Source organism: Variovorax sp. OAS795 (assembly GCF_040546685.1).
Taxonomy (GTDB): Bacteria; Pseudomonadota; Gammaproteobacteria; order Burkholderiales; family Burkholderiaceae_C; genus Variovorax.
Genome location: NZ_JBEPOH010000001.1, coordinates 1,153,606 through 1,178,629, shown reverse-complemented (window position 1 = coordinate 1,178,629; position 25,024 = coordinate 1,153,606). Strand labels below are relative to the sequence as shown.

The 25,024-nt window shown below is 69.4% G+C and carries 21 protein-coding genes and 1 pseudogene; 17 read left to right on the top strand and 5 right to left on the bottom strand.

What is annotated here, in order from left to right; all coding sequences use genetic code 11:
• Positions 1 to 5 precede the first annotated feature (5 nt).
• From ABID97_RS05600 to ABID97_RS05585, 4 genes are read left to right on the top strand one after another with little or no spacing between them, the layout of a single operon-like run.
• Entirely contained in the window at positions 6 to 932 is a 927-nt protein-coding gene (locus ABID97_RS05600; protein WP_354397548.1) for a PhzF family phenazine biosynthesis protein, read from the top strand.
• 10 nt (positions 933 to 942) lie between these two features.
• A complete protein-coding gene (locus tag ABID97_RS05595; RefSeq protein WP_354397547.1) occupies positions 943 to 1,635 on the top strand; it encodes a VOC family protein in 693 nt (230 codons plus the stop codon).
• A 5-nt stretch (positions 1,636 to 1,640) separates the two neighbouring features.
• A complete protein-coding gene (locus ABID97_RS05590) occupies positions 1,641 to 2,273 on the top strand; it encodes a LysE family translocator (protein ID WP_354397546.1) in 633 nt (210 codons plus the stop codon).
• Positions 2,274 to 2,286: 13 nt separating this feature from the next.
• On the top strand, positions 2,287 to 3,264 hold the full coding sequence (locus ABID97_RS05585; protein WP_354397545.1) for a threonine dehydratase: 978 nt from the start codon (positions 2,287 to 2,289) through the stop codon (positions 3,262 to 3,264).
• Positions 3,265 to 3,563: 299 nt separating this feature from the next.
• Here ABID97_RS05585 and ABID97_RS05580 read toward each other — a convergent pair whose 3' ends face one another.
• A complete protein-coding gene (locus ABID97_RS05580; RefSeq protein WP_354397544.1) occupies positions 3,564 to 4,391 on the bottom strand; it encodes a creatininase family protein in 828 nt (275 codons plus the stop codon).
• Between the two features lie 80 nt (positions 4,392 to 4,471).
• On the opposite strand from ABID97_RS05580, the gene ABID97_RS05575 reads away from it, so the two are divergent.
• Positions 4,472 to 5,269 carry an SDR family oxidoreductase gene (locus ABID97_RS05575; RefSeq protein ID WP_354397543.1) on the top strand — a complete coding sequence of 266 codons (798 nt, stop codon included), beginning with the start codon at positions 4,472 to 4,474 and terminating at the stop codon, positions 5,267 to 5,269.
• On the opposite strand, the gene ABID97_RS05570 is transcribed toward ABID97_RS05575, so the two are convergent.
• Entirely contained in the window at positions 5,266 to 6,174 is a 909-nt protein-coding gene (locus ABID97_RS05570) for a LysR family transcriptional regulator (protein ID WP_354397542.1), read from the bottom strand. The two genes, ABID97_RS05575 and ABID97_RS05570, sit on opposite strands and share 4 nt — an antisense overlap.
• Before the next feature lie 87 nt (positions 6,175 to 6,261).
• Here ABID97_RS05570 and ABID97_RS05565 point away from each other — a divergent pair, with 87 nt between their 5' ends.
• Positions 6,262 to 7,272: a zinc-binding alcohol dehydrogenase family protein gene (locus ABID97_RS05565; RefSeq protein ID WP_354397541.1), complete on the top strand. Its 1,011-nt coding sequence runs from the start codon at positions 6,262 to 6,264 to the stop codon at positions 7,270 to 7,272.
• A gap of 56 nt (positions 7,273 to 7,328) precedes the next feature.
• Here ABID97_RS05565 and ABID97_RS05560 read toward each other — a convergent pair whose 3' ends face one another.
• The gene (locus ABID97_RS05560; protein WP_354397540.1) at positions 7,329 to 8,684 is read right to left on the bottom strand and encodes a PQQ-dependent sugar dehydrogenase; all 1,356 of its coding nucleotides are present in this window, start codon (positions 8,682 to 8,684) and stop codon (positions 7,329 to 7,331) included.
• Between the two features lie 134 nt (positions 8,685 to 8,818).
• Between ABID97_RS05560 and ABID97_RS05555 the strand changes: the two genes are divergently transcribed.
• The 6 genes and pseudogenes from ABID97_RS05555 to priA all read left to right on the top strand — a co-directional run bounded on the left by ABID97_RS05555 (position 8,819) and on the right by priA (position 18,119).
• Complete coding sequence (locus ABID97_RS05555; RefSeq protein WP_354397539.1) at positions 8,819 to 9,568, top strand: alanyl-tRNA editing protein; 750 nt, start codon at positions 8,819 to 8,821, stop codon at positions 9,566 to 9,568.
• Between the two features lie 51 nt (positions 9,569 to 9,619).
• Positions 9,620 to 11,849 (top strand): annotated as a pseudogene (locus ABID97_RS05550) (protein-disulfide reductase DsbD family protein).
• Positions 11,850 to 11,941: 92 nt separating this feature from the next.
• Positions 11,942 to 12,634: a redoxin domain-containing protein gene (locus ABID97_RS05545; RefSeq protein WP_354397538.1), complete on the top strand. Its 693-nt coding sequence runs from the start codon at positions 11,942 to 11,944 to the stop codon at positions 12,632 to 12,634.
• Positions 12,635 to 12,739: 105 nt separating this feature from the next.
• Complete coding sequence (locus tag ABID97_RS05540) at positions 12,740 to 14,086, top strand: MFS transporter (RefSeq protein ID WP_354397537.1); 1,347 nt, start codon at positions 12,740 to 12,742, stop codon at positions 14,084 to 14,086.
• A 350-nt stretch (positions 14,087 to 14,436) separates the two neighbouring features.
• Positions 14,437 to 15,546, top strand: a complete 1,110-nt coding sequence (gene hemE, locus ABID97_RS05535; protein ID WP_354397536.1) for a uroporphyrinogen decarboxylase — start codon at positions 14,437 to 14,439, stop codon at positions 15,544 to 15,546.
• A gap of 461 nt (positions 15,547 to 16,007) precedes the next feature.
• On the top strand, positions 16,008 to 18,119 hold the full coding sequence (gene priA, locus ABID97_RS05530) for a replication restart helicase PriA (RefSeq protein ID WP_354401676.1): 2,112 nt from the start codon (positions 16,008 to 16,010) through the stop codon (positions 18,117 to 18,119).
• A 17-nt stretch (positions 18,120 to 18,136) separates the two neighbouring features.
• Here priA and ABID97_RS05525 read toward each other — a convergent pair whose 3' ends face one another.
• Positions 18,137 to 18,346, bottom strand: a complete 210-nt coding sequence (locus ABID97_RS05525; RefSeq protein ID WP_354397535.1) for a hypothetical protein — start codon at positions 18,344 to 18,346, stop codon at positions 18,137 to 18,139.
• 244 nt (positions 18,347 to 18,590) lie between these two features.
• Between ABID97_RS05525 and ABID97_RS05520 the strand changes: the two genes are divergently transcribed.
• Positions 18,591 to 19,235 (top strand): hypothetical protein, encoded by a 645-nt coding sequence (locus ABID97_RS05520; protein ID WP_354397534.1) that lies wholly within the window; start codon positions 18,591 to 18,593, stop codon positions 19,233 to 19,235.
• Between the two features lie 24 nt (positions 19,236 to 19,259).
• Here the strand turns inward: ABID97_RS05520 and ABID97_RS05515 are convergent, their stop codons facing one another.
• The gene (locus ABID97_RS05515) at positions 19,260 to 20,306 is read right to left on the bottom strand and encodes an AEC family transporter (RefSeq protein WP_354397533.1); all 1,047 of its coding nucleotides are present in this window, start codon (positions 20,304 to 20,306) and stop codon (positions 19,260 to 19,262) included.
• A 120-nt stretch (positions 20,307 to 20,426) separates the two neighbouring features.
• Between ABID97_RS05515 and ABID97_RS05510 the strand changes: the two genes are divergently transcribed.
• From ABID97_RS05510 to nadE, 4 genes are read left to right on the top strand one after another with little or no spacing between them, the layout of a single operon-like run.
• Complete coding sequence (locus ABID97_RS05510) at positions 20,427 to 22,532, top strand: ATP-dependent helicase (RefSeq protein WP_354397532.1); 2,106 nt, start codon at positions 20,427 to 20,429, stop codon at positions 22,530 to 22,532.
• Positions 22,529 to 22,990 (top strand): hypothetical protein, encoded by a 462-nt coding sequence (locus ABID97_RS05505; RefSeq protein WP_354397531.1) that lies wholly within the window; start codon positions 22,529 to 22,531, stop codon positions 22,988 to 22,990. The genes ABID97_RS05510 and ABID97_RS05505 overlap by 4 nt, the downstream gene beginning before the upstream one ends.
• The gene (locus tag ABID97_RS05500) at positions 22,987 to 24,153 is read left to right on the top strand and encodes a phospholipase A (protein WP_354397530.1); all 1,167 of its coding nucleotides are present in this window, start codon (positions 22,987 to 22,989) and stop codon (positions 24,151 to 24,153) included. Before ABID97_RS05505 ends, ABID97_RS05500 begins: the two co-directional genes overlap by 4 nt.
• A gap of 16 nt (positions 24,154 to 24,169) precedes the next feature.
• Positions 24,170 to 25,018: an NAD(+) synthase gene (nadE, locus tag ABID97_RS05495; RefSeq protein ID WP_354397529.1), complete on the top strand. Its 849-nt coding sequence runs from the start codon at positions 24,170 to 24,172 to the stop codon at positions 25,016 to 25,018.
• Positions 25,019 to 25,024 lie beyond the last annotated feature (6 nt).

The window sequence follows — 25,024 nt, the reverse complement described above, 5'->3', positions numbered from 1 at the left end:
CACGCATGAAATCCCGCCCGTTCAAACAAGTCGACGTCTTCACCGCAACGCCCTACCTCGGCAATCCGCTGGCCGTGGTGCTCGACGGCAGCGGGCTGGACGACGCCGAGATGCAGCGCTTTGCGCAGTGGACCAACCTGTCCGAAACCACCTTCGTGCTGCCGCCGACGGAGCCCACGGCCGATTACCGCGTGCGCATCTTCACGCCCGGCGGCGAGCTGCCTTTCGCGGGCCACCCGACCATCGGCAGCTGCCATGCCTGGCTGCAGGCCGGCGGCAAGCCCAAGGCGGCGGGCCGCATCGTGCAGCAGTGCGCAGCCGGCCTCGTGCCGCTGCGCCAGGACGGCGAGCGGCTGGCCTTCTCGGCCCCGCCGCTCAAGCGCAGCGCGCCGAGCCCCACGCTGCTCGCCAAGGTGGCGGGCGCACTGGGCCTGAAGGCACAGCAGATCGTCGCGGCGCAGGTGCTCGACAACGGCCCGGTCTGGTTCGGCCTGCTGCTCAGCGATGCCGACACCGTGCTCAGGCTCGTGCCCGACCACCGGATGCTCAAGGAACTGGGCGTCAAGGCCGGCGTGGCGGGCGTGCCGGTGGCGGAGGGCTCGTCGATGCTGATCGGCCGCTCGAACCGCGAGGCGCGCGCCTTCGGCGGCAAGGCCGCGATGGCCGGAGCCGGGGACGGCCTGAAGATCGATCTCGAGGTGCGCGCTTTTGCCGCGCCCATCGGCGTCGAGGAAGACCCGGTCACCGGCAGCCTCAATGCCAGCCTGGCCGAGTGGCTGATCGCCGACGGCCACATGCCCGAGCGCTACGTGGCCGCGCAGGGACAGTGCCTCGGGCGCGCGGGGCGCGTGGCCATCGAGCGCGACGCCGACGGCAAGGTCTGGGTCGGCGGCGATGCCGTGACCTGCATCGACGGCCAGGTCACGCTGTAAGGAGAACGCCATGCGCGCGCAGCTCGACCACCTCGTGATTGCCGCCGCGTCGCTGGCCGAAGGCGTGGCGTGGTGCGAGGCCACGCTGGGCCTGACGCCCGGCCCGGGCGGTTCGCATCCGCTGATGGGCACGCACAATCGACTGCTGAACATCGCGAGCGCGGCCTTTCCGCAGGCCTACCTCGAGATCATCGCCATCGAGCCCGGCAAGCGGCCATCGCGCCCCGGCACGCGCCGCTGGTTCGACCTGGACGACGCAGTGCTGCAGGCGGCACTCGCGCGGCGCGGGCCCCGGCTGGTGCACTTCGTGGCGCGCGTGCCCGACGCGCACGCCGCGCGGCAGGCCCTGGCGCGCGACGAGCGCGCGCACATCGACCGCGGCCACCTGCTCGAGGCCTCGCGCGACACGCCCGCCGGCCGGCTCGAATGGCAGATCACCGTGCGCGACGACGGCCAGCGACTCTTCTACGGCGCACTGCCCACGCTGATCCAGTGGGGGCCGGTGCACCCCACCGACGCCATGCCCGCGTCGGGGCTTTCGATGCGATCGCTGCACGCCACGCATCCGCGCGCGGCCGACCTGTCTGCCGCGCTGTCGGCCATCGGCATGGCGGACATGGCCGTGCAGCCCGGCGCGCCCAATCTCGTCGCGGTGCTCGAGACGCCCCGCGGTCCCGTCACGCTTCAGTCCGAAGGGCTCTGACCGCCATGCTCAGCCTCACCGAAATCGCCTGGTTCGCGCTCGCTTCCGTGCTGCTCGCGCTCACGCCGGGTCCCAACATGATCTATTGCGTGTCGCGCACGCTGATCCAGGGCCGCCGCGCAGGGCTGGTCTCGCTCGGCGGCGTGATGATGGCTTTTCTCGCCCACCTGTTCGCGGCCGCGCTCGGGCTCACCGCACTGCTGCTGGCCGTGCCGATCGCGTTCGACGCCATCCGGCTGGCCGGCGCGGCCTACCTGCTGTGGCTCGCCTGGCAGGCGGTCAAGCCCGGCGGCAATGCGCCATTCGAGGCCCGCGCGCTGCCGGCCGATCCGCCGGGCAGGCTGTTTCGCATGGGCTTTCTCACCAACCTGCTGAACCCGAAGGTCGCGATGTTCTACCTCTCGTTCTTTCCGCAGTTCATCCATCCCGAGCGCGGCTCGGTGCTGCTGCAGAGCCTGCAGCTGGGCGCCGCGCAGATGGCGAGCAGCGCCGCGGTCAACACCGTGATGATCTTCGGCGCGGCCAGCATCACGGCCGTGCTGTCGCAAAGCGCCGGCTGGCTGCGCGCGCAGCGCTACGTGATGGGCAGCGTGCTCGCCGCGCTGGCGGTGCGTGTCGCGCTGACGGAACGCAAGTAGAAGGAAACAGCCCGTGAGGTTCACCCGCGAAGAGATCGAATCGGCGCAGCGCACGGTCGCAGCCGCCATGCCGCCCACGCCGCAATACGCCTGGCCGCTGCTTTCGCAGCGACTGGGCAGCACGGTGTGGGCCAAGCACGAGAACCACACGCCCGCGGGCGCCTTCAAGATCCGCGGCGGGCTGATCTACTTCGAGACCCTGGCGCGCGAGCAACCCGGCGTGCGCCGCGTCATCAGGGCCACGCGCGGCAACCACGGCCAGTCGGTCGGCTTTGCGGCGAGGCGCCATGGGCTAGCGGCCACCATCGTGGTGCCGCATGGCAACTCGCTCGAGAAGAACGCCGCCATGCGCGCGCTGGGCGTGGAACTGGTCGAGCATGGCGGCGATTTCCAGGCGGCCTCGGAGCACGCAGGCATGCTCGCCGAGCGCGACGGCATGCATCGTGTGCCCTCGTTCCACCGCGAGCTGGTGCGCGGTGTGTCGACCGCCTATGTCGAGTTCTTCAGTGCACTGAAAGACACGCCGCCCGACGTGCTGTTCGTGCCCATCGGCCTGGGCTCCGGCTTTGCCGCCGCAGCCGCGGCACGGGCCCATTGCGGCGTATCGACCCGGCTCATCGGCGTGGTGTCGGCGCATGCCACCGCGTACCAGGATTCCTTTCGCGCGGGCCGGCCCATCGAGTCGCCGGCCGGCACGCGGCTGGCCGACGGCATGGCCTGCCGCACGCCGGTGCCGGAGTCGGTCGAGGTGATCCTGCGCGAAGCCGACGACGTGATCGCCGTGAGCGACGACGAGGTTGCCGAGGCCATGCGCATTCTCTTCAGCGACACGCACAACGTCGCCGAAGGCGCCGGCGCTGCGGCACTGGCGGGCGCGTTGCAGCAGCAGGAGCGCTGGCGCGGCAAGACGGTGGGGATCTGCGTGAGCGGCGGCAATGTCGATTCGGACATGTTCGCGGGGGTGCTGGGGCGGGGTGGCGCGAAGCCTTAAGTTCGTTCGTCTGCTGTTCAGGGCGCATGCACAGGCCACCGGGTACTCCCCTCCGCGAATGCCCCCCGGGCTTCGCCCTCCTCCTTTATTTCGCTGCGGGGAGCACCCGGCGCCCTGTGCACACAAGGCGCTGCCCTCGTGCTGGCTGATCAACGACCGCTGCGAATAACGCTCACGTCGATGGTGTGCTCTGCGCAGCGAAATAAAGGAGGAGGCCGCAGGCCGGGGGACATTCGCGGAGCAGAGCACGCCGTCGGCGGGAGCGCGCCACGACACAGCACAAGTCAATGCACGAAAGGCTACGGCAGCGGCCCTGTATTGGCCGTCTCCAGCGGCAGCCGGGACACCTCGGCCAGCAACAACGCGAGCTGCGCAGCCGCCGCATCGACGACAGCCTGCCCACGCGCAGCGGTCGCCGCGGCCGCATTGCCCGCCGCACCCTGCGCGTTGTAGTCCTCCATGGCCCAGCCGAGCTTGGCGCTCTTGCCGTTGCCGAGGATCGCGTAGTCGGCCGCACGCTGCTCGGACGTGGAGCGGAAATTCTTCGCCTCGCCCATGCGCACCTGCTGCGACGCGAGCGCCAGCATCATCGACGTTTCGATCTCGCCGGCATGCACGCCGAAGCGGTGTTCGTCGGCGCCGAACTGCGCGCCCGCATCGCCCAGCGGCAGGTTGAACCAGCTCACGCTGTAGACGATGAGCCCGTGCGCCGCACGCAGTTCACGCGCCACGATGTCCATCGCGCCCACATGGCCGCCATGCGCGTTGAAAAGCACCAGCTTCTTCACGCCGGCGCGCGCCACGCCGGCGCCGATCTCGTTCCACATGCGGATCAGCGTCTCGGCCGACAGCGTGAGCGTGCCTGCGAATCGCGCATGCTCGGGGCTGAGGCCGATCTGCTGCGTCGGCAGGAACAGCACCGGCAATTGCGCCGGAAGCAGCGGCAAGGCCGCGGCCACGATCCCGTCGGCCAGCACCGTGTCCACGCCCAGCGGCAGGTGCGGCCCGTGCTGCTCCGTGGCGCCGAGCGGCAGCACCGCGACCGTGGCTGCCACATCGAGCGCGGCGAAGTCGCGCGTCGTCAGTTGAGACCAGTGGCGGGGCAGGGATACCGGGGATGCGTTCATTCGCCGATCTTAGAGCGGTGATTCAATCCACGCGACCCCGCGCCACGCGCGCTTCCCTCCGACTCCACAAGGACACCCACATGGATCTGCAACTCCAGGACCGCCACGTTCTCATCACCGGCGGCAGCAAGGGCATCGGCCTGGCCTGCGCGCTGGGCTTCCTGCGCGAGGGCGCGCGCGTGAGCCTGGTGTCGCGCGACCTGCAGAACCTGGCGCAGGGCCGCAAGACGCTGGTCGAGGCGTTTGCCGAGGCCGAAGCAAAGGTTTCGGTGCATGCCGCCGACCTCAAGGACCCGGCAGGAGCCCTGGCCGCGCTCGATGCGGCCGAGCAGGCCTTCGGCCCGGTCGACGTGCTGGTCAATTCTGCCGGCGCCGCGCGCCGCACCCCGCCCGACGAGCTGGACGCAGCCGCCTGGCACGACGCAATGGACGCCAAGTACTTCACCTACATCCACATGATCGATCCGGTCGTGAAGCGCATGGGCCAGCGCGGAAGCGGTGCCATCGTCAACGTGATCGGCCAGGGCGGCAAGGTCGCGAGCCCGGTGCACATGGCCGGCGGCGCGGCCAACGCGGCGCTGATGCTGGTGAGCGCCGGCATGGCCGCGGCCTACGCGGCCAAGGGCGTGCGCGTGAACGCGGTGAACCCCGGGCTCACGCTGACCGAGCGGCTGCAGGAAGGCTTGAAGGCCGATGCGAAGCTGCAAGGCATCGGCAGCGACGAGGCGCTGCAGCGTGCGAAGGCCCGCCTGCCGCTCGGTCGCATCGCCGCGCCGGAAGAGATTGCCAATGCGGTCGTGTTCCTGGCGTCGCCCAAGGCGAGCTACATCACCGGTGCGATCGTCGCGATGGACGGCGCTGTCACGCCGATGATCTAGGCGCTGGCTGCCAGCGCCTCGAACTTGAGCGCCAGGAAGTCCACCAGCGCACGCACGCGCGCCGGCACGAAGCGCCCGCTCGGCAGCAGTGCATGCAGCGGGTACGGCTCGGTGTCCCACTCGGGCAGCAGGTGCACCAGTCGGCCGCTATGGATGTCGCTGCGCACATCGAGCGCCGACTTCAACGTGATGCCGTAGCCCGCCACGGCCCACTCGCGCGCGAGCGAGGCATCGTCCACGCTGCGGTCGCCCTTCACGCGCACTTCGGTCCATTGGCCGTGCTGCCCGAAGCGCCAGGTGCGGTGGCGGCGCCCGCCGCGGTCGAAGGTGAGGCAGTTGTGGTGGACGAGGTCTTGCGGCGTCCTGGGCGCGGCGTGGCGGCGCAGGTAGCCGGGCGATGCGGTGAGCAGCGGGCTGGTCACCGCAAAGGGTCGCGCCACCAGGCGCGAATCGGCGAGCGCGCCGTAGCGCAGCGCCACGTCGACCTCGTCGCGGGTCACGTCGAGCAGCCGGTCGCCGACCGAGAGCGACAGCTGCACGCCGGGGTGCAGCGCAAGGAATTCATCGAACCACGGCAGCAGCGTGCTGCGCGTGAGGTCCGACGGGGCGGCCACGCGCAGGGTGCCGACCAGTTCGCCGCGATCGGCCGTGACCAGCGATTCGCCTTCGTCCAGGAGTTCGAAGGCGCGCACCGCGTAGTCGAGCAGGGTCTGGCCTTGCGAGGTCAATCGCATGGCGCGGGTCGAGCGTTCGAACAGGCGCGCGCCGAGCTGCGTTTCCAGCCGCTTGAGCGTGGCGCTCGCCGCAGCCGGCGTCATGCCCAGCGCACGGGCCGCCGCCGTGAGCGTGCCGCCGCGCGCAGTCTGTACCAGCACCTGAAGGTCGGAGAGATTTTCAATCTTCATTTGAAAGTGTTGGCATTTTCGGCCGGCTTATCAACTCTTGCTTGCCATCCTACAGTGCAGGTATCCATTCAAGAAAGGTCCTCCGACATGAAAGCCATCGGCTACTACCAAGCCCTTCCGATCGACAACCCGGCGTCGCTGCAGGACATCGAACTGCCCGCGCCCGTGCCCGGCCCGCGCGACCTGCTGGTGCGCGTGAAGGCGATTTCGGTCAACCCGGTCGACACCAAGGTGCGCAGGAACATGGCGCCCGAGGCCGGCCAAGCCAAGGTACTGGGCTGGGATGCCGCGGGCACGGTCGAGGCGGTCGGGAGCGCGGTGCAGAACTTCAAGACTGGCGACCGCGTCTACTACGCCGGCTCGATCGTCCGGCCCGGCGCCAACGCCGAACTGCATGCGGTCGACGAGCGCATCGTGGCGCTGGCGCCCAGGAGCCTGGACGATGCGCAGGCCGCCGCGCTGCCGCTCACCACCATCACCGCCTACGAGCTGCTGTTCGACCGCCTCAAGGTGGCGAAGAACGGCGGCGCCGGACAGACGCTGCTGGTCACCGGCGGCGCGGGCGGCGTGGGATCGATATTGATCCAGCTTGCGCGCCAGCTCACGCAGCTTCGCGTGGTCGCCACGGCCTCGCGGGCCGAGACGCGGGCCTGGTGCCTGGCGCTCGGCGCGCACGCGGTCATCGACCATTCGAAGCCGCTCGCAGCCGAACTGAAAGCCGCCGGCATCGGCGAGGTCGACATGGTCGCCAGCCTCACGCAGACCGGCCAGCACTACGCCCAGATCATCGAAAGCCTCAAGCCCCAGGGCCAGCTCGCGGTGATCGACGACCTGCCCTCGCTCGACGCAATGCCGCTCAAGACCAAGTGCATCTCGCTGCATTGGGAAATGATGTTCGCGCGCTCGCGCTTCGAGACGCCGGACATCGCCGAGCAGGGCGCGCTGCTGGCCGAGGTGGCGGCGCTGGTCGACGCGAGGCGCATCCGCACGACCGCGAACGCGAGCTTCGGGACCATCAACGCGGCCAACCTCCGGAAGGCGCACGCGCTGATCGAGAGCGGCACCGCGCAAGGCAAGGTGGTGCTCGCGGGGTTCTGAGCACCATCGGCCGCATGGCCCGAAGATGGCCGCAACGCTGGCGGCTGGCCAGGCGCCTACTGCGGCCTTGCGCGCGACACGCGCCAGACCACGTTGCCGACGTCGTCGGCCACCAGCAGCGCGCCGTTCTTGTCGAGCGCGACACCGACCGGACGGCCCTGCGCCTTTTCGTCGGCGGTGAGAAAGCCGGTCAGCACATCGACCGGCGGCCCGCTCGGCTTGCCGCCGATGAAGGGCACGAACACCACCTTGTAGCCCGACTTGGGCTTGCGGTTCCAGGAGCCGTGTTCGCCGATGAAGGCGCCGCTCGCAAACTCGGCCGGCATGCCGCGCGCTTGGGAAAAGGCGAGCCCCAGCGGCGCGACATGCGATCCCAGTGCGTAGTCCGGCACCACGGCCTTGGCCACCATCTCAGGTTGCTGCGGCGTGACGCGCGCATCGACGTGGTTGCCGTAGTAGCTCCAGGGCCAGCCATAGAAGGCACCGTCCTTCACCGAGGTCAGGTAGTCGGGCACCAGGTCGCTGCCGATTTCGTCGCGCTCGTTCACCACGGTCCACAGCGCCTTGGTCTCGGGCTCCCAGGCCAGCCCGTTGGGATTGCGAAGACCGCTCGCGAACAGGCGCTTCTCGCCGCTCTTGACGTCCACCTCCCAGATGGCGGCGCGGCCTTCCTCGGCGGCGAGACCGTTCTCGCCGATGTTGCTGTTGGAGCCGACCGTGACATAGAGCTTGGTGCCGTCGGCGCTGGCGATCACGTTCTTGGTCCAGTGGTGGTTGATGCCCGCGGGTAACGGCGTGACCACCGTGGGGGCGGCGCTGGCCGAGGTCTGCCCCTCGGTGTAGGGCACCTTCACGAGCGCGTCCGCGTTGGCGATGAACAGCTCGTTGCCGACCAGCGCCATGCCGAAGGGCGAGCTCAGGTTCGACAGGAACACCTGGCGCAGCTCGGCCGCGCCGTCGCCGTCGGCGTCGCGCAGCAGCGTGATGCGGTTGGGGCTCGGCACGCCCGCCCCGGCGCGGCTCATGACCTTCTCCATGACCCATTTGCGGACCTTGGCCACGGGGCCGCTGCCGCCGTCGTCGCTGCCCTCGGGCTTGGGCGGCTTGTTGCTTTCGGCCACCAGGACGTCGCCATTGGGCAGGGTGTAGACCCAGCGCGGATGGTCCAGCCCGCGCGCCAGCGCGTTCACCCGCAGGCCGTTGGCGGCCTTGGGCCCGGCAGTGTCGGACCAGCCCACCGCGGTGGCGACGTTGACGGTGGGGACCAGGGTCTTGTTCGGCTCGGCCAGGCGCGGCTGCGGCCCCACGGTGGCCTCGGGCGCGAGCTTGGCGGCTTCACCGCAGCCGGCCAGCGCCAGCACCGCGGCCACGGGGAAGACCAGGGAAGACACGGCGATGCTTCGGACCTTCATTCGCTCTCCTTGGTGTGTCGCGGCACGCGCCGCTCGAGCCAAATCATGCGGCCGGCGCCGGGATGGGCTGTCGGCCGTGGGCGCTTTCTGGCGTGGGCGCACCCCATGGGCGCATCGCCGCTACCATCGGCCGCATGACCGACGACCTGTTCCGCGCCGACGCCTACCTGCGCACCTGCGAAGCCAGCATCCTGCGCATCGACGAGACGGGCGTGGTGCTGGACCGCACCGTGTTCTATCCGCTGGGCGGCGGCCAGGCCGGGGATGCCGGCGTGCTGGCACTGGCCGACGGCCGCGAAATCGCCATTGCCGACACCCGCAAGGCGAAGGATGACGAAGGCCAGCCCACCGGCGAATTCATTCACGTGCCGGCCGCCGGGCAGGACGCGCTGCTGGCCGCACTGAAGCCCGGCGACGGCGTGACGGCGCGCCTGGATTGGGAGCGGCGCCACCGCCTGATGCGCTTTCATACCGCGAGCCACCTGCTGTGCCACCTCGTGCCGGTGCCGGTCAACGGCTGTTCGATCACGCCCGACTACGCCCGCATCGACTTCCACATGACCGAGCCGCTCGACAAGGAAGCGCTCACGGCCGGGCTCGCGCGGCTGGTGGAAGCCGCGCATCCGCTGACCGTGGGCGCCATCACCGACGAGGAACTCGACGCCAACCCCGCGCTGGTGAAGAGCATGAGCGTGCAGCCGCCGCGCGGCACGGGCACGGTGCGCACCATCCGCATCGGCGCCGAGGGCGGTGCGCAGATCGACTTCCAGCCCTGCGGCGGCACGCATGTTGCAAACACGGCCGAGATCGGCGCGGTGATGGTCACCAAAATCGAGAAAAAGAGCGCCAACAGCCGCCGCGTGGTGCTGGGCTGGGTCGCTTGAGCCCCTGAACGCCCGGAACTTCGCACCGCCCGCCCGCTCCGACCCATCGGCATGATCTTCTCCCGCATTCTTCAACTCGCTACCTTTGTTGTAGCAACCGCCGCAGCCTGCATGCCGGCCGCGGCCCAACTGTCCTCCAGGCCCAGCGCCGTCGTCACCACCCCGCACGTGCGCGCCGAACTGCTCGCGCACGCGCCCGAGGGCGTGACCCCGGGCGCACCGGTCTGGATCGGGCTGCAGATCACCCACCAGCCCGAGTGGCACACCTACTGGAAGAACGCCGGCGACTCCGGCCTGCCCACGGAACTGAACTGGACGTTGCCGCCGGGCGTGGCGGCCGGGGACATCGCATGGCCCGTACCGAAGAAGATTCCTGTCGGCACCCTTGCCAACTACGGCTACGAGGGCACGGTGCTGCTGCCGGTGCCGCTGGAGGTGTCGAGCAGCTTCAAGCCGCCGCTGGCGCTGGGCGCGGGAGCTTCGTCGATGGACATCCGGCTCAAGGCGACGTGGCTGGTGTGCCGCAAGGAATGCATCCCCGAAGAGGGCGAGTTCAGCCTTGCGCTGCCGCTGCAGGGCTCCACGGCGCTGCACAAGGCCGATTTCGACGCGGCCCAGGCGGCACAGCCGCAGCCGCTCGCCAAGCCGGGCGCGGTCGAAGTCAATGGCAACAATCTGCAAGTGCGCCTCGAAGGCCTGCCCGCCGCCGCCCAGGGCAAGACGCTCGGCTTCTTCCCCGAGACGCCCGAGCTGATACGCACCGCGGCGGAGTCGGGCAAGGACTGGACACAGCGCTGGCAGGGCGGCACCTGGACCGCCACGCTGCCGCTGGCCGACCAGCGCAGCGCCAGCCCGACGAGCCTGCCACTTGTCGTGGCGCTGGCCGAGCCTGACCGCCAGCCGGGCCAGCCGATGGCCTGGCGCACCGAGGCGCCGGTCGGCGGCACCTGGCCGGCGGCCGCCGCGCCGCGCACCGAAGTCTCGCCGGCGCTGCAGGCGGCACTGGCTGCCAATGCCGCGAACGCGGCGAACGCTGCCGCATCGGGGCGCGTCCACGGCGCTGCCGCCCCAGCCCGCCGGCACCTTCATCGTCGCCTTGCTCGGCGCCCTGTTCGGCGGCCTGCTGCTGAACCTCATGCCCTGCGTGTTCCCGATCCTCGCCATCAAGGTGCTGGGCTTTGCGCGGCAGGCCGGCAACCGCAGCGCGCACCGCACCGCGGGGCTGGCCTACACCGCGGGCGTGATGCTGTCGTTCCTGGCGCTCGGCGGCGCCATGCTGGCGCTGCGCGCGGCCGGCGCCCAGCTCGGCTGGGGTTTCCAGCTGCAGTCGCCGGCCGTGGTGGCGGCGCTGGCGGCGCTGTTCACCCTGATGGGCCTCAACCTGGTGGGCGTGTTCGAGTTCGGCCGCGCGGCGCCCACGTCGCTGTGCTCGGCGCAGGCCAGGCACCCGATCGCGAACGACTTCCTCTCGGGCGTGCTGGCGGTGGTGATCGCTTCGCCCTGCACCGCGCCCTTCATGGGCGCCTCGCTCGGCTTTGCGATCGGGCTGCCGGCCGCGCAGGCCCTGCTGCTGTTCGCGGCGCTGGGCCTCGGCCTGGCGCTGCCCTACCTGGTCGCGGGCTTCATTCCGGCCGTGGCGCGGCTGCTGCCCAAGCCCGGCCCGTGGATGGGCACGCTGCGCCGGCTGCTCGCGTTCCCGATGTTCGCCACCGTGGCCTGGCTGGTGTGGGTGCTGGGCCAGCAAAGCGGTATCGACGGCGCGGGCACGCTGCTCGCGCTGCTGGTGTGCCTGGCGGCCATTGTCTGGGCGCTGACGCTGCGCGGCCGCACGCGGCTGGTCATCGCCACCGTGCTGGTCGCCTTCACCGCGGTGCTCACGGCTGCCATCGGGCGCAACGTGCTGCAGCCGGTGGAGCCCGCCAGGATGGCTTCCAACGCCGGCCAGCGCTGGCAGCCGTGGTCGGCCGACCGCGTGGCCGAACTCACGGGCGCGGGGCAGCCGGTGTTCATCGACTTCACGGCCGCCTGGTGCGTGACCTGCCAGTACAACAAGAAGGCCACGCTCGCCGATGCCCAGGTGCTGGCCGACTTCGACAGCAAGAAGGTCGCGATGCTGCGGGCCGACTGGACCCGCCGCGATCCCGCCATCACTGCAGCGCTGACCTCGCTCGGCCGCAGCGGCGTGCCGCTCTACGTGCTGCAGGCGCCCGGCAAGCCACCGGTGGTGCTGACTGAAATCCTGGGCAAGGACGAAGTGCGCGCGGCGCTGGCCGCGCTTTGACCCCCGCCATGTCATGGGTTGTCACATGCACATGAGCAAAGCGCTCTAAGCTGTCGCCGTTGTTCGTTTTTCTTTTGGAGTTCCAGCTGGCCATGTCCCTTACGCCAATGTCCGACTCGCGTTCCCTGCGCGCCGCGCGCCAGGCCCGCGCCGCGCTCAGCCGCGCCTCGCGCCGCGCCGTGGTGGCCGCCGCCGTCGCGCTGGGCGCCACCTTCCTCATGGGCAACCATGCCTTCGCCGCGCCCGCCGTGGGCCAGCAGGCGCCCGATTTCGTCGCCGTGGACACCAGCGGCGCCAAGCACAAGCTGTCCGATTTCGCCGGCAAGTTCGTGGTGCTCGAATGGACCAACCCGGGCTGCCCCTTCGTGCGCAAGCACTACAACAGCGGCAACATGCCCGCCACGCAGAAGGCCGCCACGGCGCAGGGCGTGGTGTGGCTGTCGGTCAATTCGACCGAGCGCGCCGCCAGCGACTACCTGCAGCCGGCCGCGCTCGACGCCTGGATGAAGTCGCAGAAGGCATCGCCCACCGCGGTGCTGATGGACGAGGACGGCGTGATCGGCCAAGCCTACGGCGCGCGCACCACGCCGCACATCTTCATCATCGACCCCAAGGGCATGCTGGTGTACGCGGGCGGCATCGACAGCATCGCCTCGGCTCGGCCCGACGACATCAAGAGCGCCACCAACTACGTGAACCAGGCGCTGGGCGAAGCCTTCGGCGGCAAGCCGATCTCGGCGGCCTCCACGCGCCCCTACGGCTGCTCGGTCAAGTACAAGAGCTGAACGGGCGCAGCCCCGCAGTGACAGCTACCTGACTCCCGCCGTCAGCCAGCGGTCGGGAACCCCGGCCTACCCTTGGTGCATTACATCGCCCAAGGGGACAACGAGATGAATCCTGCGCACTCCGACGCGCAACAGGGCGCGGCCGCCCGCGCCGCTGCTTCGAACACCGCCACCTCCTCCAAACTTGCCACCGTGCTGCGCGTGACGGGCGGCAATTTCATGGAGATGTTCGACTTCTTCCTGTTCGGCTTCTACGCCACGCAGATCTCCAAGGCCTTCTTCCCCGCGGGCGACGAATTCGCGTCGCTGATGCTGACCTTCATGACCTTCGGCGCGGGCTTCCTGATGCGGCCGCTGGGCGCGATCTTCCTGGGCGCGTACGTCGATCGCGTGGGCCGCCGCAAGGGCCTGATCGTCACGCTCGCGCTGATGGCGCTGGGCACGCTGCTCATCGCCTGCGTGCCGGCCTACGCCACCATCGGCTTCGCGGCACCGCTGCTGGTGCTGATCGGGCGGCTGCTGCAAGGCTTTTCGGCGGGCGTGGAACTGGGCGGCGTGTCCGTCTACCTGTCGGAAATGGCCACGCCCGGGCGCAAGGGCTTCTACGTGAGCTGGCAATCGGCCAGCCAGCAGGTGGCGATCATCGTGGCGGCGGCGCTCGGCTACTGGCTCAACGTGACCTTCACCTCGCAGGAAATCGGCGACTTCTACTGGCGCATTCCGTTCTTCGTCGGCTGCCTGATCGTGCCGGTGCTGTTCATCATCCGCCGTTCGCTGCAGGAGACCGCGGAGTTCATGGCACGCAAGCACCGGCCCGACGCGCGCGAGATCTTCCAGTCGATGGTGGCCAACTGGGGCCTGGTGGCGGCGGGAATGATGCTGGTGTCGATGACCACCGTGTCGTTCTACCTGATCACGGTCTACACGCCCACCTTCGGCAAGTCGGTGCTGCACCTGAGCACCACCGACGCGCTGGTCGTCACGCTGTGCGTGGCGGTGTCCAACTTCATCTGGCTGCCGGTGATGGGCGCGCTGTCCGACCGCATCGGCCGCAAGCCGCTGCTGATCCTCTTCACCGTGCTGACCATCTTCACCGCCTATCCGTCGCTCAAGTGGCTGGTCGCCGCGCCGAGCTTCGGCCGCATGCTCGAGGTCGAGCTGTGGCTGTCGTTCCTCTACGCGAGCTACAACGGCGCGATGGTGGTGGCGCTCACCGAGGTGATGCCCGTCAACGTGCGCACCGCGGGCTTTTCGCTGGCCTACAGCCTTGCCACGGCGCTGTTCGGCGGCTTCACGCCGGCCATTGCCACCGGCCTCATCGAGATGACCGGCGACAAGGGCGCGCCGGGCCTGTGGATGACGGCCGCCGCGGTCTGCGGGCTTTGCGCCACGCTGATGCTGTACCGGCGCCAAGTAGATCCTGCGGATTCTGTGCGGGTGCCGGTGGTCTGAACCGGCTGGTTCCTGCTGTTGGTGGCGCACTCCCGCCGACGGGGTACCTTTCTCCGCGAATGTCCCCCGCCCTTCGGGCTCCTCCTTGATTTCGCTACGCAAGGCACCCCGCCAGCGGGAGTGTTGTTCAGAGCACCGGTTGATCGGCCAGCACGAGCGCCGCGCTTAGTGGGCACAGGGCGCCGGGTGCTCCCCGCAGCGAAATAAAGGAGGAGCCGAAGGCGGGGGACATTCGCGGAGGGGAGTACCCGGTGGCCTGTGCACGCGCCCCCGAACAGGAGCGCCCTGAACAAGAGCGCAATACAGCAGCACTCGAAAAGAAAGCACGGTCCCCCTGCGACAATCGGGGCATGCCTTTCGCCCCACTGCAAAACGATACTTTCCTGCGGGCCTGCTGGCGCCAGGCCACCGACCACACCCCCGTCTGGCTCATGCGCCAGGCCGGGCGCTACCTGCCCGAGTACGTGGCCACGCGTGCCAAGGCCGGCAGCTTCATGGGGCTGGCGACCAACGTCGACTACGCGACCGAGGTCACGCTGCAGCCGCTGGCGCGCTATCCGCTCGATGCGGCCATTCTCTTTTCCGACATCCTCACGGTGCCGGACGCCATGGGCCTGGGCCTGTCCTTCGAGGCCGGCGAGGGCCCGCGCTTTGCGCGGCCGGTGCGTGACGAAGCCGCCGTCGCGGCGCTCGAAGTCCCCGACATGGCCAGGCTCCGCTATGTGTTCGATGCCGTGGCGTCGATCCGCAAGGCGCTCGACGGCCGCGTGCCGCTGATCGGTTTTTCGGGCAGCCCCTGGACCCTCGCCTGCTACATGGTCGAAGGCGCGGGTTCGAGCGACTACCGGCTCGTGAAGAGCATGCTCTACAGCCGCCCCGACCTGATGCATCGCCTGCTCGCGGTCAATGCCGACTCGGTGGCCATGTACCTCAACGCGCAGATCGACGCCGGCGCGCAGGCCGTGATGGTGTTCGACAGCTGGGGCGGCGTGCTGGCCGACGGGGCTTTCCAGGAATTCAGCCTGGCCTACACGGAACGCGTGCTGGCCGGCCTGAAGCGCAACGGCGCCGACGGCCAGCCGGTGCCGCGCATCGTGTTCACCAAGGGCGGCGGCCTGTGGCTCGAAGCCATGCGCGCGCTCGACTGCGAAGTGCTCGGCGTCGACTGGACCGTGAACCTGGGGGCCGCAAAACGCCTCGTCGGCGAGGGCAGCGATGGCAAGGCCAAGGCGCTGCAAGGCAACATCGATCCCAATGTGCTGTTCGCCCCGCCCGCGCAGATCGAAGCCGAGGTGGCGAAGGTGCTGAAGGCTTTCGGCCAACCGCACACCGATTCGACGCGCCCCGGCCCGACCCACATCTTCAACCTGGGCCATGGCATCAGCCAGTTCACGCCGCCGGACCACGTGGCCGCGCTGGTACAGGCAGTGCACGCCCAGTCCCGTGCTTTGCGCCGCTGATTTGTAACGGCGAGGCGCCGGCGGCGGCAGACGCGTGCGCCGGCTGAAAACGACATCGGGGGCGTTTGTCAAGCCTAAAAACGGTGTAGGAGGCCAGACTTATGCACAAAACGCGTGCTGCACTGCGCAAGAATATCTGTAGGCAGCCCCTCTTTGCTCCTAAACCAATAGCTGTTGCAAGTCGTTGATTTATATAGGATTTGAAGTTTGCTTTTTTTCAGGGCAACCCAGCCAGAGGCTTGATCTACAAGGCTTGGCGGCGTGTCGAGCCCTGTTGTCAACAAAGTTATCCACAGAAACGCTGGATGGCCGCCAAAGCGCTGGAAAATCAACGACTTAAGCCATTTTGCTCAAAGTCGCATTAACAACCCTTGCCAACCGGGACGCCCATTTCCACCATCGCCGACAGCCAAGACACGGACCGCGCGCCGGCCCCGGCGCCGCCTGACGCCCCCGCGGCCCTGGCCTGGCGGCTCGACATCGCGGTGCAGACGCCGGCGCATGCCGCCCTTGGCGACCTGCTGAGCTACGCCGGCGCGGCGCCGCTCGCGCCCGGCACGCTGGTCCGGGTGCCGCTGGGCCGGCGCGAGGTGCTGGGCGTGGTCTGGAATGACCCCGCCCCGCTGGACGGCGCCGAGTCCGACCTGGCCCTGAAACCCGTCGGGGCGGCGCTCGATGCGCTCGCGCCGCTTGGCGACGCCTGGCGTGACCTGGTCGCCTTCGCCGCGCGCTACTACCAGCGCTCGATCGGCGAAATCGCCCTGGCCGCCCTGCCGCCGCAGCTGCGCGACCTGACGGCCACGCAACTGGCGCGCCGGCTCAAGCGCAAGGCGACCACCGGCCCCGTGGCCGATACCCCCGAAGCCGCCAACCTGGTCTCGCTGAGCCCGGAGCAGACGGCCGCGCTGGCGCGCATCGAAGCCGAGACGGGCACCTTCCTGCTGGTGGGCAGCACCGGCAGCGGCAAGACCGAGGTCTACCTGCGCTCGGTGGCCGGCCTGCTGGCGCGCGATGCCGCCGCGCAGGCGCTGGTGATGGTGCCGGAGATCAACCTGACGCCGCAGCTCGAGGCGCGCTTCAAGGCGCGTTTCGGCGACGAGGCCGTGGTGTCGCTGCACAGCGGCATGACCAACCCGCAGCGGCTCGCGAGCTGGCTGGCGGCGCACAGCGGCGCGGCGCGCATCGTGCTGGGCACGCGCATGGCGGTGTTCGCGTCGATCCCGGGGCTGAAGCTCGTCGTGGTCGACGAGGAGCACGACCCCAGCTACAAGCAGCAGGAAGGCGCGCGCTATTCGGCGCGCGATCTCGCCGTGTGGCGCGGCCAGCGCGAGGGCGCCAAGGTCATCCTCGGCTCCGCCACGCCCTCGCTGGAGAGCTGGCACCAGAGCCGGCCCGCCGAGGGCGAAGACCCGGGCGGGCGCTATGTGCGGCTGGCCATGCCATCGCGCGTCGGTTCAGGCGCCGGTTCGGGCGATCTCCCCGCGGTGCGGCTGGTCGACATGAACCTGCAGCCGCCCAGGACGGTGCTCTCGGGCGCACTGCTCGACGCCATCGGCCAGCGCATCGCGCGCGGCGAGCAGAGCATGGTGTTCCTCAACCGGCGCGGCTATGCACCGGTGCTGGCCTGCGCCGATTGCGACTGGAAGAGCGAGTGCCCGCATTGCAGCGCCTACCGCGTGTTCCACAAGATCGACCGCACCCTGCGCTGCCACCACTGCGGCTTCACCGAGCGCGTGCCGCGCGCCTGCCCGTCCTGCGGCAACCCCGACATCGCGCCGGTGGGCCGCGGCACCGAGCGGCTCGAAGAACACCTGGGCGAGTTGTTCGCCGCCGTGAAGCGCCCCGACGGCAGCGCGGTGCGCGTGGCGCGCATCGACGCCGACAGCACCCGCAAGCAGGGCGCCCTCGAATCGCAGCTGGCGGCCGTGCATGCGGGCGAAGTCGATGTGCTGGTCGGCACGCAGATGATTGCCAAGGGGCACGACTTCCGGCGCATCACGCTGGTGGCGGCGGTGAACCCCGACGGTGCGCTGTTCTCCAGCGACTTTCGCGCGCCCGAGCGGCTGTTCAGCCTGCTGATGCAATCGGCCGGCCGCGCCGGACGCGATGCGGCCTACCTGGCGGCGCAAGGCGCCACGGCCGAAATGTGGATCCAGACGCACCATGCGCAGCACCCGCTTTTCGCGGCGCTGCGCAAGCACGACTACGCCGCGTTCGCCCGGCAGCAGCTGGAGGAGCGCGCCGCCGCCGGCATGCCGCCGTTCGCGTTCCAGGCCCTGTTGCGGGCCGATGCGCGCACGCAAGAGGCGGCGCAGGCGTTCCTGAATGCCGCGAATGCGGCTGCCGATGCGCTCGAGGGCGCCGATCGCGTGGTGCGCTACCCCGCGGTGCCGCTCGCGATCCAGCGCGTGGCCAATGTGGAAAGAGCGCAGATGCTGGTGGAAAGCCCGTCGCGCGCGGCGCTGCAGCGCCTGCTGGCGGCATGGCAGCCGCTCCTGCACGCCCTGCGGCGAACGCCGGAAGGCAAGGGCGTGATCCGCTGGCTCGTCGACGTCGATCCGCACAGCATCTGAGCCGCGCGTCCGTCGCGTCAGTGCAGGCCTGCGGGCTCCTTGCCCACGTCGACGTAGCGCAGTTCGGTGCTTCGGCGCCGTGCAATGCTGCCCGGCCATGCGAACACCACCAGGCTCAGTGCGCCCAGGGCCAGCGAGGTGCCGGTGCCGAGCTCGCCTGCGTGCCAGAACCAGCTCACGCCAGCAACCCAGGCCAGCCATAACAGGACACGAACAAGTATTGTCATCGTGCTACCCATTCATACTTTGATTTGCAAACACTCTATCAGGCTCAATGAAAACACAAGTATTCATCTGAAGTAATAACGGTAATACCAGTAGGTATGTCTTACGGCCGGTCGCAAAACCCGGAAATATTCTGAAAAAGGAGTTGACCTAGCGCCCCCCGGCTGCGCAAGCTCTCGCTGTGCGGGGCCCGGTCCGGCGCCGCGCGTCAAGCAAGCACGCTGGTTTGCAGGGGTTGTCGTGAAAATGCGTTCATCTCTCGGTCTGGCTCTTTTGTTCGCATGCCTCGCATGCCCGGCGGCCGAACTCGAACTGCAGGGCAGCCGGCTGGTGGTTTCCGGCATGCTGGACGGCAGCGCCATCAAGACATTCACCCAGTACCTTGCCAACGGAAGCGTACGCACAGTGGTGTTCGAGGATTCCTTCGGCGGTACCGCCGACGCGGCCGGCGCCTTTGCCGAAGCCATCCGCGCGAGCGGCGTGGACACCGAAGTCCGCGGCCAATGCATGGCCGCTTGCGCCTATGCCTTCCTGGCGGGCAGGACCCATCGCTTCGGCTACGGCCTGCAGGTGAACGGCGTGCTGCTGCCGGTGGCGGCCAAACCTTCGGCGGCCGAACTGGCATCGCGCTGGCGCGACGAGCCCCACAAGACCCTGGCGGAATTCACGCCCGTTGCAGCCACCGCTCCCGCCAAGGAGGCGGAATCCGGCGGCGGGTCGGCCAGGGACGCCTGGCAGCCCGAGCAGGGCGTGCTCTTCACGGCCAGCCCGACGCTCTTCGGGCGCATCTACAACGCGTTCTATTGCGACGGCACCCAGGGGCGCGATTTTTCCAAATGCGAGCGGCTTTCCGACGCCGACCCGTTCAAGCTCGGCGTGCTGACCCCCTGAGGGTGCCCCGCGAGGCGCGCCGGCTCAGCGCAGCAGCCCCACCGCCGCCGGAAAACTGAAGAAGGTCGCCACCGTCGTCCACAGGATGATGCGCGCGATGCGGCCGTTGTCGGCCCCGAAGCGCTCGGCCAGCATCGACACGTTGCTGGCGCTCGGCAGCGCCGCCACCAGCACGATCACCATCAGGGCCGGCGCCGAGAGCGGCAGGCCCAGCGCGATGGCGCCCTGCCCCAGCGCCCAGACCAGCAGCGGATGCGCAAGCAGCTTCACCAGCACCACCGGCAGCACGTCGGCCAGCGGCGCCTTGGGCGGGACCGCCGACCGGGTGCCCATGGCCGCCGCCACCGCCGCGCTGGCGCCATGCTCCCGCGCGAGCAGGGCCGAGCGCGCCAGCACCGCACCGATGGTGAAGAGCGCCACCGGCGAGGCGGCATCGGCCAGCATGGCGACGGTGCGCTCCACCGGGCCCGGCAGGCGCCAGTGCGCGGCCGACAGCAACACGCCCAGCAGGATGGACCAGGGCATCGGATTGACCAGCACGCCGCGCAAAGCCTGGCGCGCCGCCTGCCGCGGGCCATGCTGCGCCGCACCGCCGCTGCCACCGCTGCCGCCGCTGCCGCCGGCCTGGTCGAGGCGCGACAGCGCAATGCACAGCGAGGAGGTCACGACCAGGTCGAAGGCGATGGTGATGATGATCGGCCCCGCGGCCTGCGCACCGAGCAAGGCCACCAGCAGCGGCACACCCATGAAGCCGGTGTTCGGGAAGGCGGCCACCAGCGCACCGAATGCCGCGTCGTTCCAGCCGATGCGCGCGTTGCGGGTGAGGACGACGACGCCCGCCACCACGACCAGCGCGCCCAGGCCCCAGACCAGCGCCACGCTGCCGTCGAGCAATTGGCCGATCGGCGTGCCCGCGCCAAATCGCAACAACATGCAAGGCAGCGCGAAGTACAGGACGAAGGTGTTGAGGCCCGGAATCGCATCGAGCGGCAGGACGCGGGCGCGCGCGGCGCCATAGCCGGCGGCAATCAATGCGAAGAAAGGAAAAGTTACGAGAAATACAGGCAGCACGGCGCTATTGTCGTTGCGTCCCGCATCGTGAACTCGGGCGGACCTTGCAGATACATGGGCCCCGTATCATTGCGCGCTTTGCGCCCGCCGTTCCGCCGCGGGCCTTCGGTCCCACTCCCCATGTCCTCCGGTCTCAACCTCGCGCAACAAGAAGCGGTCAACTACCTGCACGGGCCGTGCCTGGTGCTGGCCGGCGCGGGGTCGGGCAAGACGCGCGTCATCACGCACAAGATCGGCCGGCTCATCCAGGCCGGGCTCGAGCCCAAGCGCATCGCGGCCATCACCTTCACCAACAAGGCCGCCAGCGAAATGCGCGAACGTGCCAAGGGTCTGATCGGGCGCGAGGCGAAGCAGGTGGTGATCTGCACCTTTCACGCGCTGGGCGTGCGCATGATGCGCGAAGACGGCGCCGTGCTGGGACTGAAGCCGGCCTTCAGCATCCTGGACAGCGACGACGTCACCAAGATCCTGAAGGACGCCGGCGGCACGACCGACACCGCCACCGCGCGCATCTGGCAGTGGACCATCAGCCGGTGGAAGAACATGGGCCTGAACGCCGCCCAGGCCGAGGCCGCAGCGGCGGACGACAACGAACGCATCACGGCGCGCATCATGGCGCGCTACGAAGAGCGGCTTTCGGCCTACCAGAGCGTCGATTTCGACGACCTCATCGGCATGCCGCTCAAGCTGCTGCGCGATTTCGACGACGTGCGCGCCAAGTGGCAGGCCGCGCTGGGCCATATCCTGGTGGACGAGTACCAGGACACCAATGCCACCCAGTACGAGGTCCTGAAGGCGCTGGCCGGCGAGCGCGGGCGCTTCACGGCCGTGGGCGACGACGACCAGTCGATCTACGGCTGGCGCGGCGCCACGCTGGACAACCTTCGCAAGCTGCCGGTCGACTATCCCAATCTGAAGGTCATCAAGCTGGAGCAGAACTACCGCTCGACCAGCGCGATCCTGCGGGCGGCCAACAACGTGATCGGCCCCAACCCCAAGCTGTTTCCGAAGACGCTGTTCTCCGAACTCGGCGAGGGCGAGCCGGTGCGCATCGTCGATGCCGACTCCGAGGCGCACGAGGCCGAGCGCGCCGTGGCGCGCATCGTGAGCCTGCGCGCGGGCGATGCCATCACCCAAGGCAAGCAGTACAAGGAGTTCCGCGATTTCGCGATCCTCTACCGCGCCAACCACCAGGCGCGCGTGTTCGAGCAGGCGTTGCGCAAGGCCCAGATTCCCTACAAGGTGTCCGGCGGCCAGAGCTTCTTCGACCGCGCCGAGATCAAGGACCTGTGCGGCTGGTTCCGCCTCTGGGTCAACAACGACGACGACCCCGCCTTCCTGCGCGCCATCACCACGCCCAAGCGCGGCATCGGCCACACCACGCTCGCAAGCCTCGGCACCTTTGCCAGCCAATACAAGCTGAGCCTGTTCGAGGCGCTGTTCAGCCCGTCGCTGCCGAGCGTCATGCCCAAGCGCACGCTGGAAGGCGTGCACGAGTTCGGCCGCTACATCAACGACCTCGAATACCGCGCGCGCCGCACCATGGGCGCCGAGGATTCGCGCACCTTCATGCTCGACTGGCTGAAGGAGATCGACTACGAGAAGCACCTCTACGACGGCGAGGACAGCGAGCAGGCTGCGGCCGCGCGCTGGACCAACGTGCTGGAGTTCGTCGACTGGATGTCGCAGCGCGCCGGCGGCGGCCTGGACGACGCCTCGGGCGCCAACGACAACCTCGAGGGCGAGCGCAAGAGCCTGCTCGAAGTGGCGCAGACCATCTCGCTGCTCTCCACCATCAGCGAGCGCGAGCAGGACCAGAACGTGGTCACGCTCTCCACGCTGCACGCCTCCAAGGGCCTCGAATGGCCGCACGTGATGCTGATCGGCGTCACCGAGGGCCTGCTGCCTTTCAAACTCGAGGACGACAATGGCCGCCAGCTGAAGGTGAGCGACGAGACGCTGCAGCGGCTGCAGGAAGAGCGCCGCCTGATGTACGTGGGCATCACGCGCGCGCAGCGCAGCCTCGCGGTGAGCTGGACCAAGAAGCGCAAGCAGGGCCGCGAAATGGTGCCTTGCGTGCCGAGCCGCTTCATCGCCGAGATGGGCCTGGACAAGACCACCACCCGCGAAGACCCGCGCGAAAAGCTCAAGGCACTGCGCGCCGAGTTCGCGCGCAAGGCCCAGGACAGCGCGGCCGCGGCTGCGGCAGCCGCTTCCGCCCCATGAAAACACTCGCCCTGCTTCTCGTGGCCGCGCTCTGCACGGCCTGCGCCGGCCCCGTGGGCCGGCACACCGCCGCGCCGGGCTGCCCCGCCACCGCGCGCGACCTGCCCGTGGAGTCGCTCTACGGCGATTGGCAGGCGCGCTTCGACGGACTGCCTGGCACGGCCCAGGTACGGCTCGGCAAGCATCCCGACTACGCAGGCGTGCGCGGCACCATCACGCGCACGCCGGCCGCCTCCCCGGCGCGCCCCACCGTGGCCCAGCTCGCGGGCGACGTCGACGACGAGGGCGAACTCGCCATCGACGAATCGCAGGACGGCCGCAGCATCAGCGGCGTGTGGTCGGGCTCGCTGCAGCCGGACTCCTGCGGCCGCGAGTTCAAGGGCACATGGCGCAATGCCGCCGACGACAGCACACATCCTTTCACCCTGACCAAGACGCAGCGGACCGCAGACAAATGAACCCCATCCAACTACGCACCACGCTGGCCGCAAGCCTGCTGCTCGCGCCCGGCCTCTTTGCAGGCCCCGCGCAGGCACAGGCGGTCGACAAGCCCAGAAGCCCGCTCGCGGAAGCGCAACTGACCTGGCAGCAATGCGCCGCGCTCGGCACCAACAGCGAAGCGCGCCTGGCCTGCTTCGACCGCTGGGCGCAACAGCAGACGCTGCCCTCGGTCTCGGTGCCGGTGGCGCCGCCGGTGCTGGCCAGCACGCAGCCGCCGGTGGATGCGTCGATCCCCGCGACCCGCGTGGTCTCGGTCGCCACCAGCGAAGGCTGCCGCGACCGGCAGTATTCGGCGCTGTCGCGCTTCTGGGAACTCGAGAACGGCACCGACTGCGGCACCTTCACCTTCCGCGGCTACCGGCCGCTGAACGTGTCGGCCTCGGCCGCCACCAGCAAGCCCGACACGCCCACGTCGCCGTCCGAAGGCCACACCGCCACGCCCACGTCGTACCAGGCGAACGAGATGCGCATCGGCCTTTCGGTGCGTACCAAGATCGCGCAAGGCCTGCTCACGCAGAACGATCCGGCCAGGAAGGATTCGCTGTGGTTCGCCTACTCGCAGCAGTCGACCTGGCAGCTCTTCAACGGCGCGATCTCGCGGCCGTTCCGCACCACCGACCACGAGCCCGAGCTGATATATGTCTATCCGCTCGACTTCAACCTGCCCGGCGGCTGGCGCTGGCGCTATGCCGGCGTGGGCCTGGTGCACCAGTCGAACGGCCAGAGCCTGCCGCTGTCGCGCAGCTGGAACCGCGTGTACCTGATGGGCGGCGCCGAGCTCGACGACCGCTTCAGCATCACCGGCCGTGTCTGGCAGCGGCTGTCGGAGGATCCCGCCAAGGACGACAACCCCGACATCTCCAGCTACATCGGGCGGGCCGAAGTCACGGGCCGCTGGAACTTCAACCGCGACAACACCCTCGGGGTCACGGTGCGCAACAACCTGCGCGACAGCGGCCGCGGCTCGATCCGCCTCGAGTGGCTCAAGGCCATCGGCGATGCGACCACGAGCAACCTGCGCTTTCACACCCAGCTCTTCCATGGCTACGGCGACACGCTGGTCGACTACAACCGCAAGCGCACGGTGCTCAGCATCGGCCTGAGCCTGGTGGATTTCTGACCCGGGAGCCCGCACCATGACGCAAGATCCGCCCCCCGTCGACGCCGTCCAGCGCGAGATCATTGCAGCACTGCATGTCGCGCCCGTGTTCGATGCCGCTGCGGAGATCGAGCGGCGCACCGGGTTCCTTGCGGGCTACCTGCGCAGCAGCGGACTCGGGGCCCTGGTGCTCGGCATCAGCGGCGGCGTCGATTCGCTCGTGGCCGGCTGCCTGGCGCAGCGCGCCGTGGAGCGTCTGCGCGCCGAAGGACGCGACGCCACCTTCATCGCCATGCGCCTGCCCTACGACGTGCAGAAGGACGAGGCCGAGGCGCAGCGTGCGCTGGCCGTGATGAAGCCGGACCGCATTCTTGCGATCGACATCCGGCCCGCGGCCGACGGCATGCTTGCCGCGCTGAAGGCGGGCCAGCTTGCGTTCCGCGACGCGGCGCACGAGGACTTCGTGCTCGGCAACATCAAGGCGCGGCAACGGATGATCGCGCAGTTCGCGGTGGCCGGCGCGCACAACGGCATCGTGATCGGCACCGACCATGCGGCCGAGGCGCTGATGGGCTTCTTCACCAAGTTCGGCGACGGCGCGGCCGACGTGACGCCGCTCACCGGCCTCGACAAGCGCCGCGTGCGCGCGCTCGCGCAGCAGCTCGGCGCGCCCGATGAACTGGTGTTCAAGGTGCCGACGGCCGACCTCGAATCGCTGGTGCCGCAAAAGCCCGACGAGGAAGCCTTCGGCGTCAGCTACGAGCAGATCGACGATTTTCTCGAGGGCAAGCCGGTGTCCGCCGCAGCGCGCGAGATCATTCTTGCCACGCACCGCAAGAGCGCCCACAAGCGCGCCCTGCCGGTGGAGCCGCCCTTCCCCGCCTGACCGGGA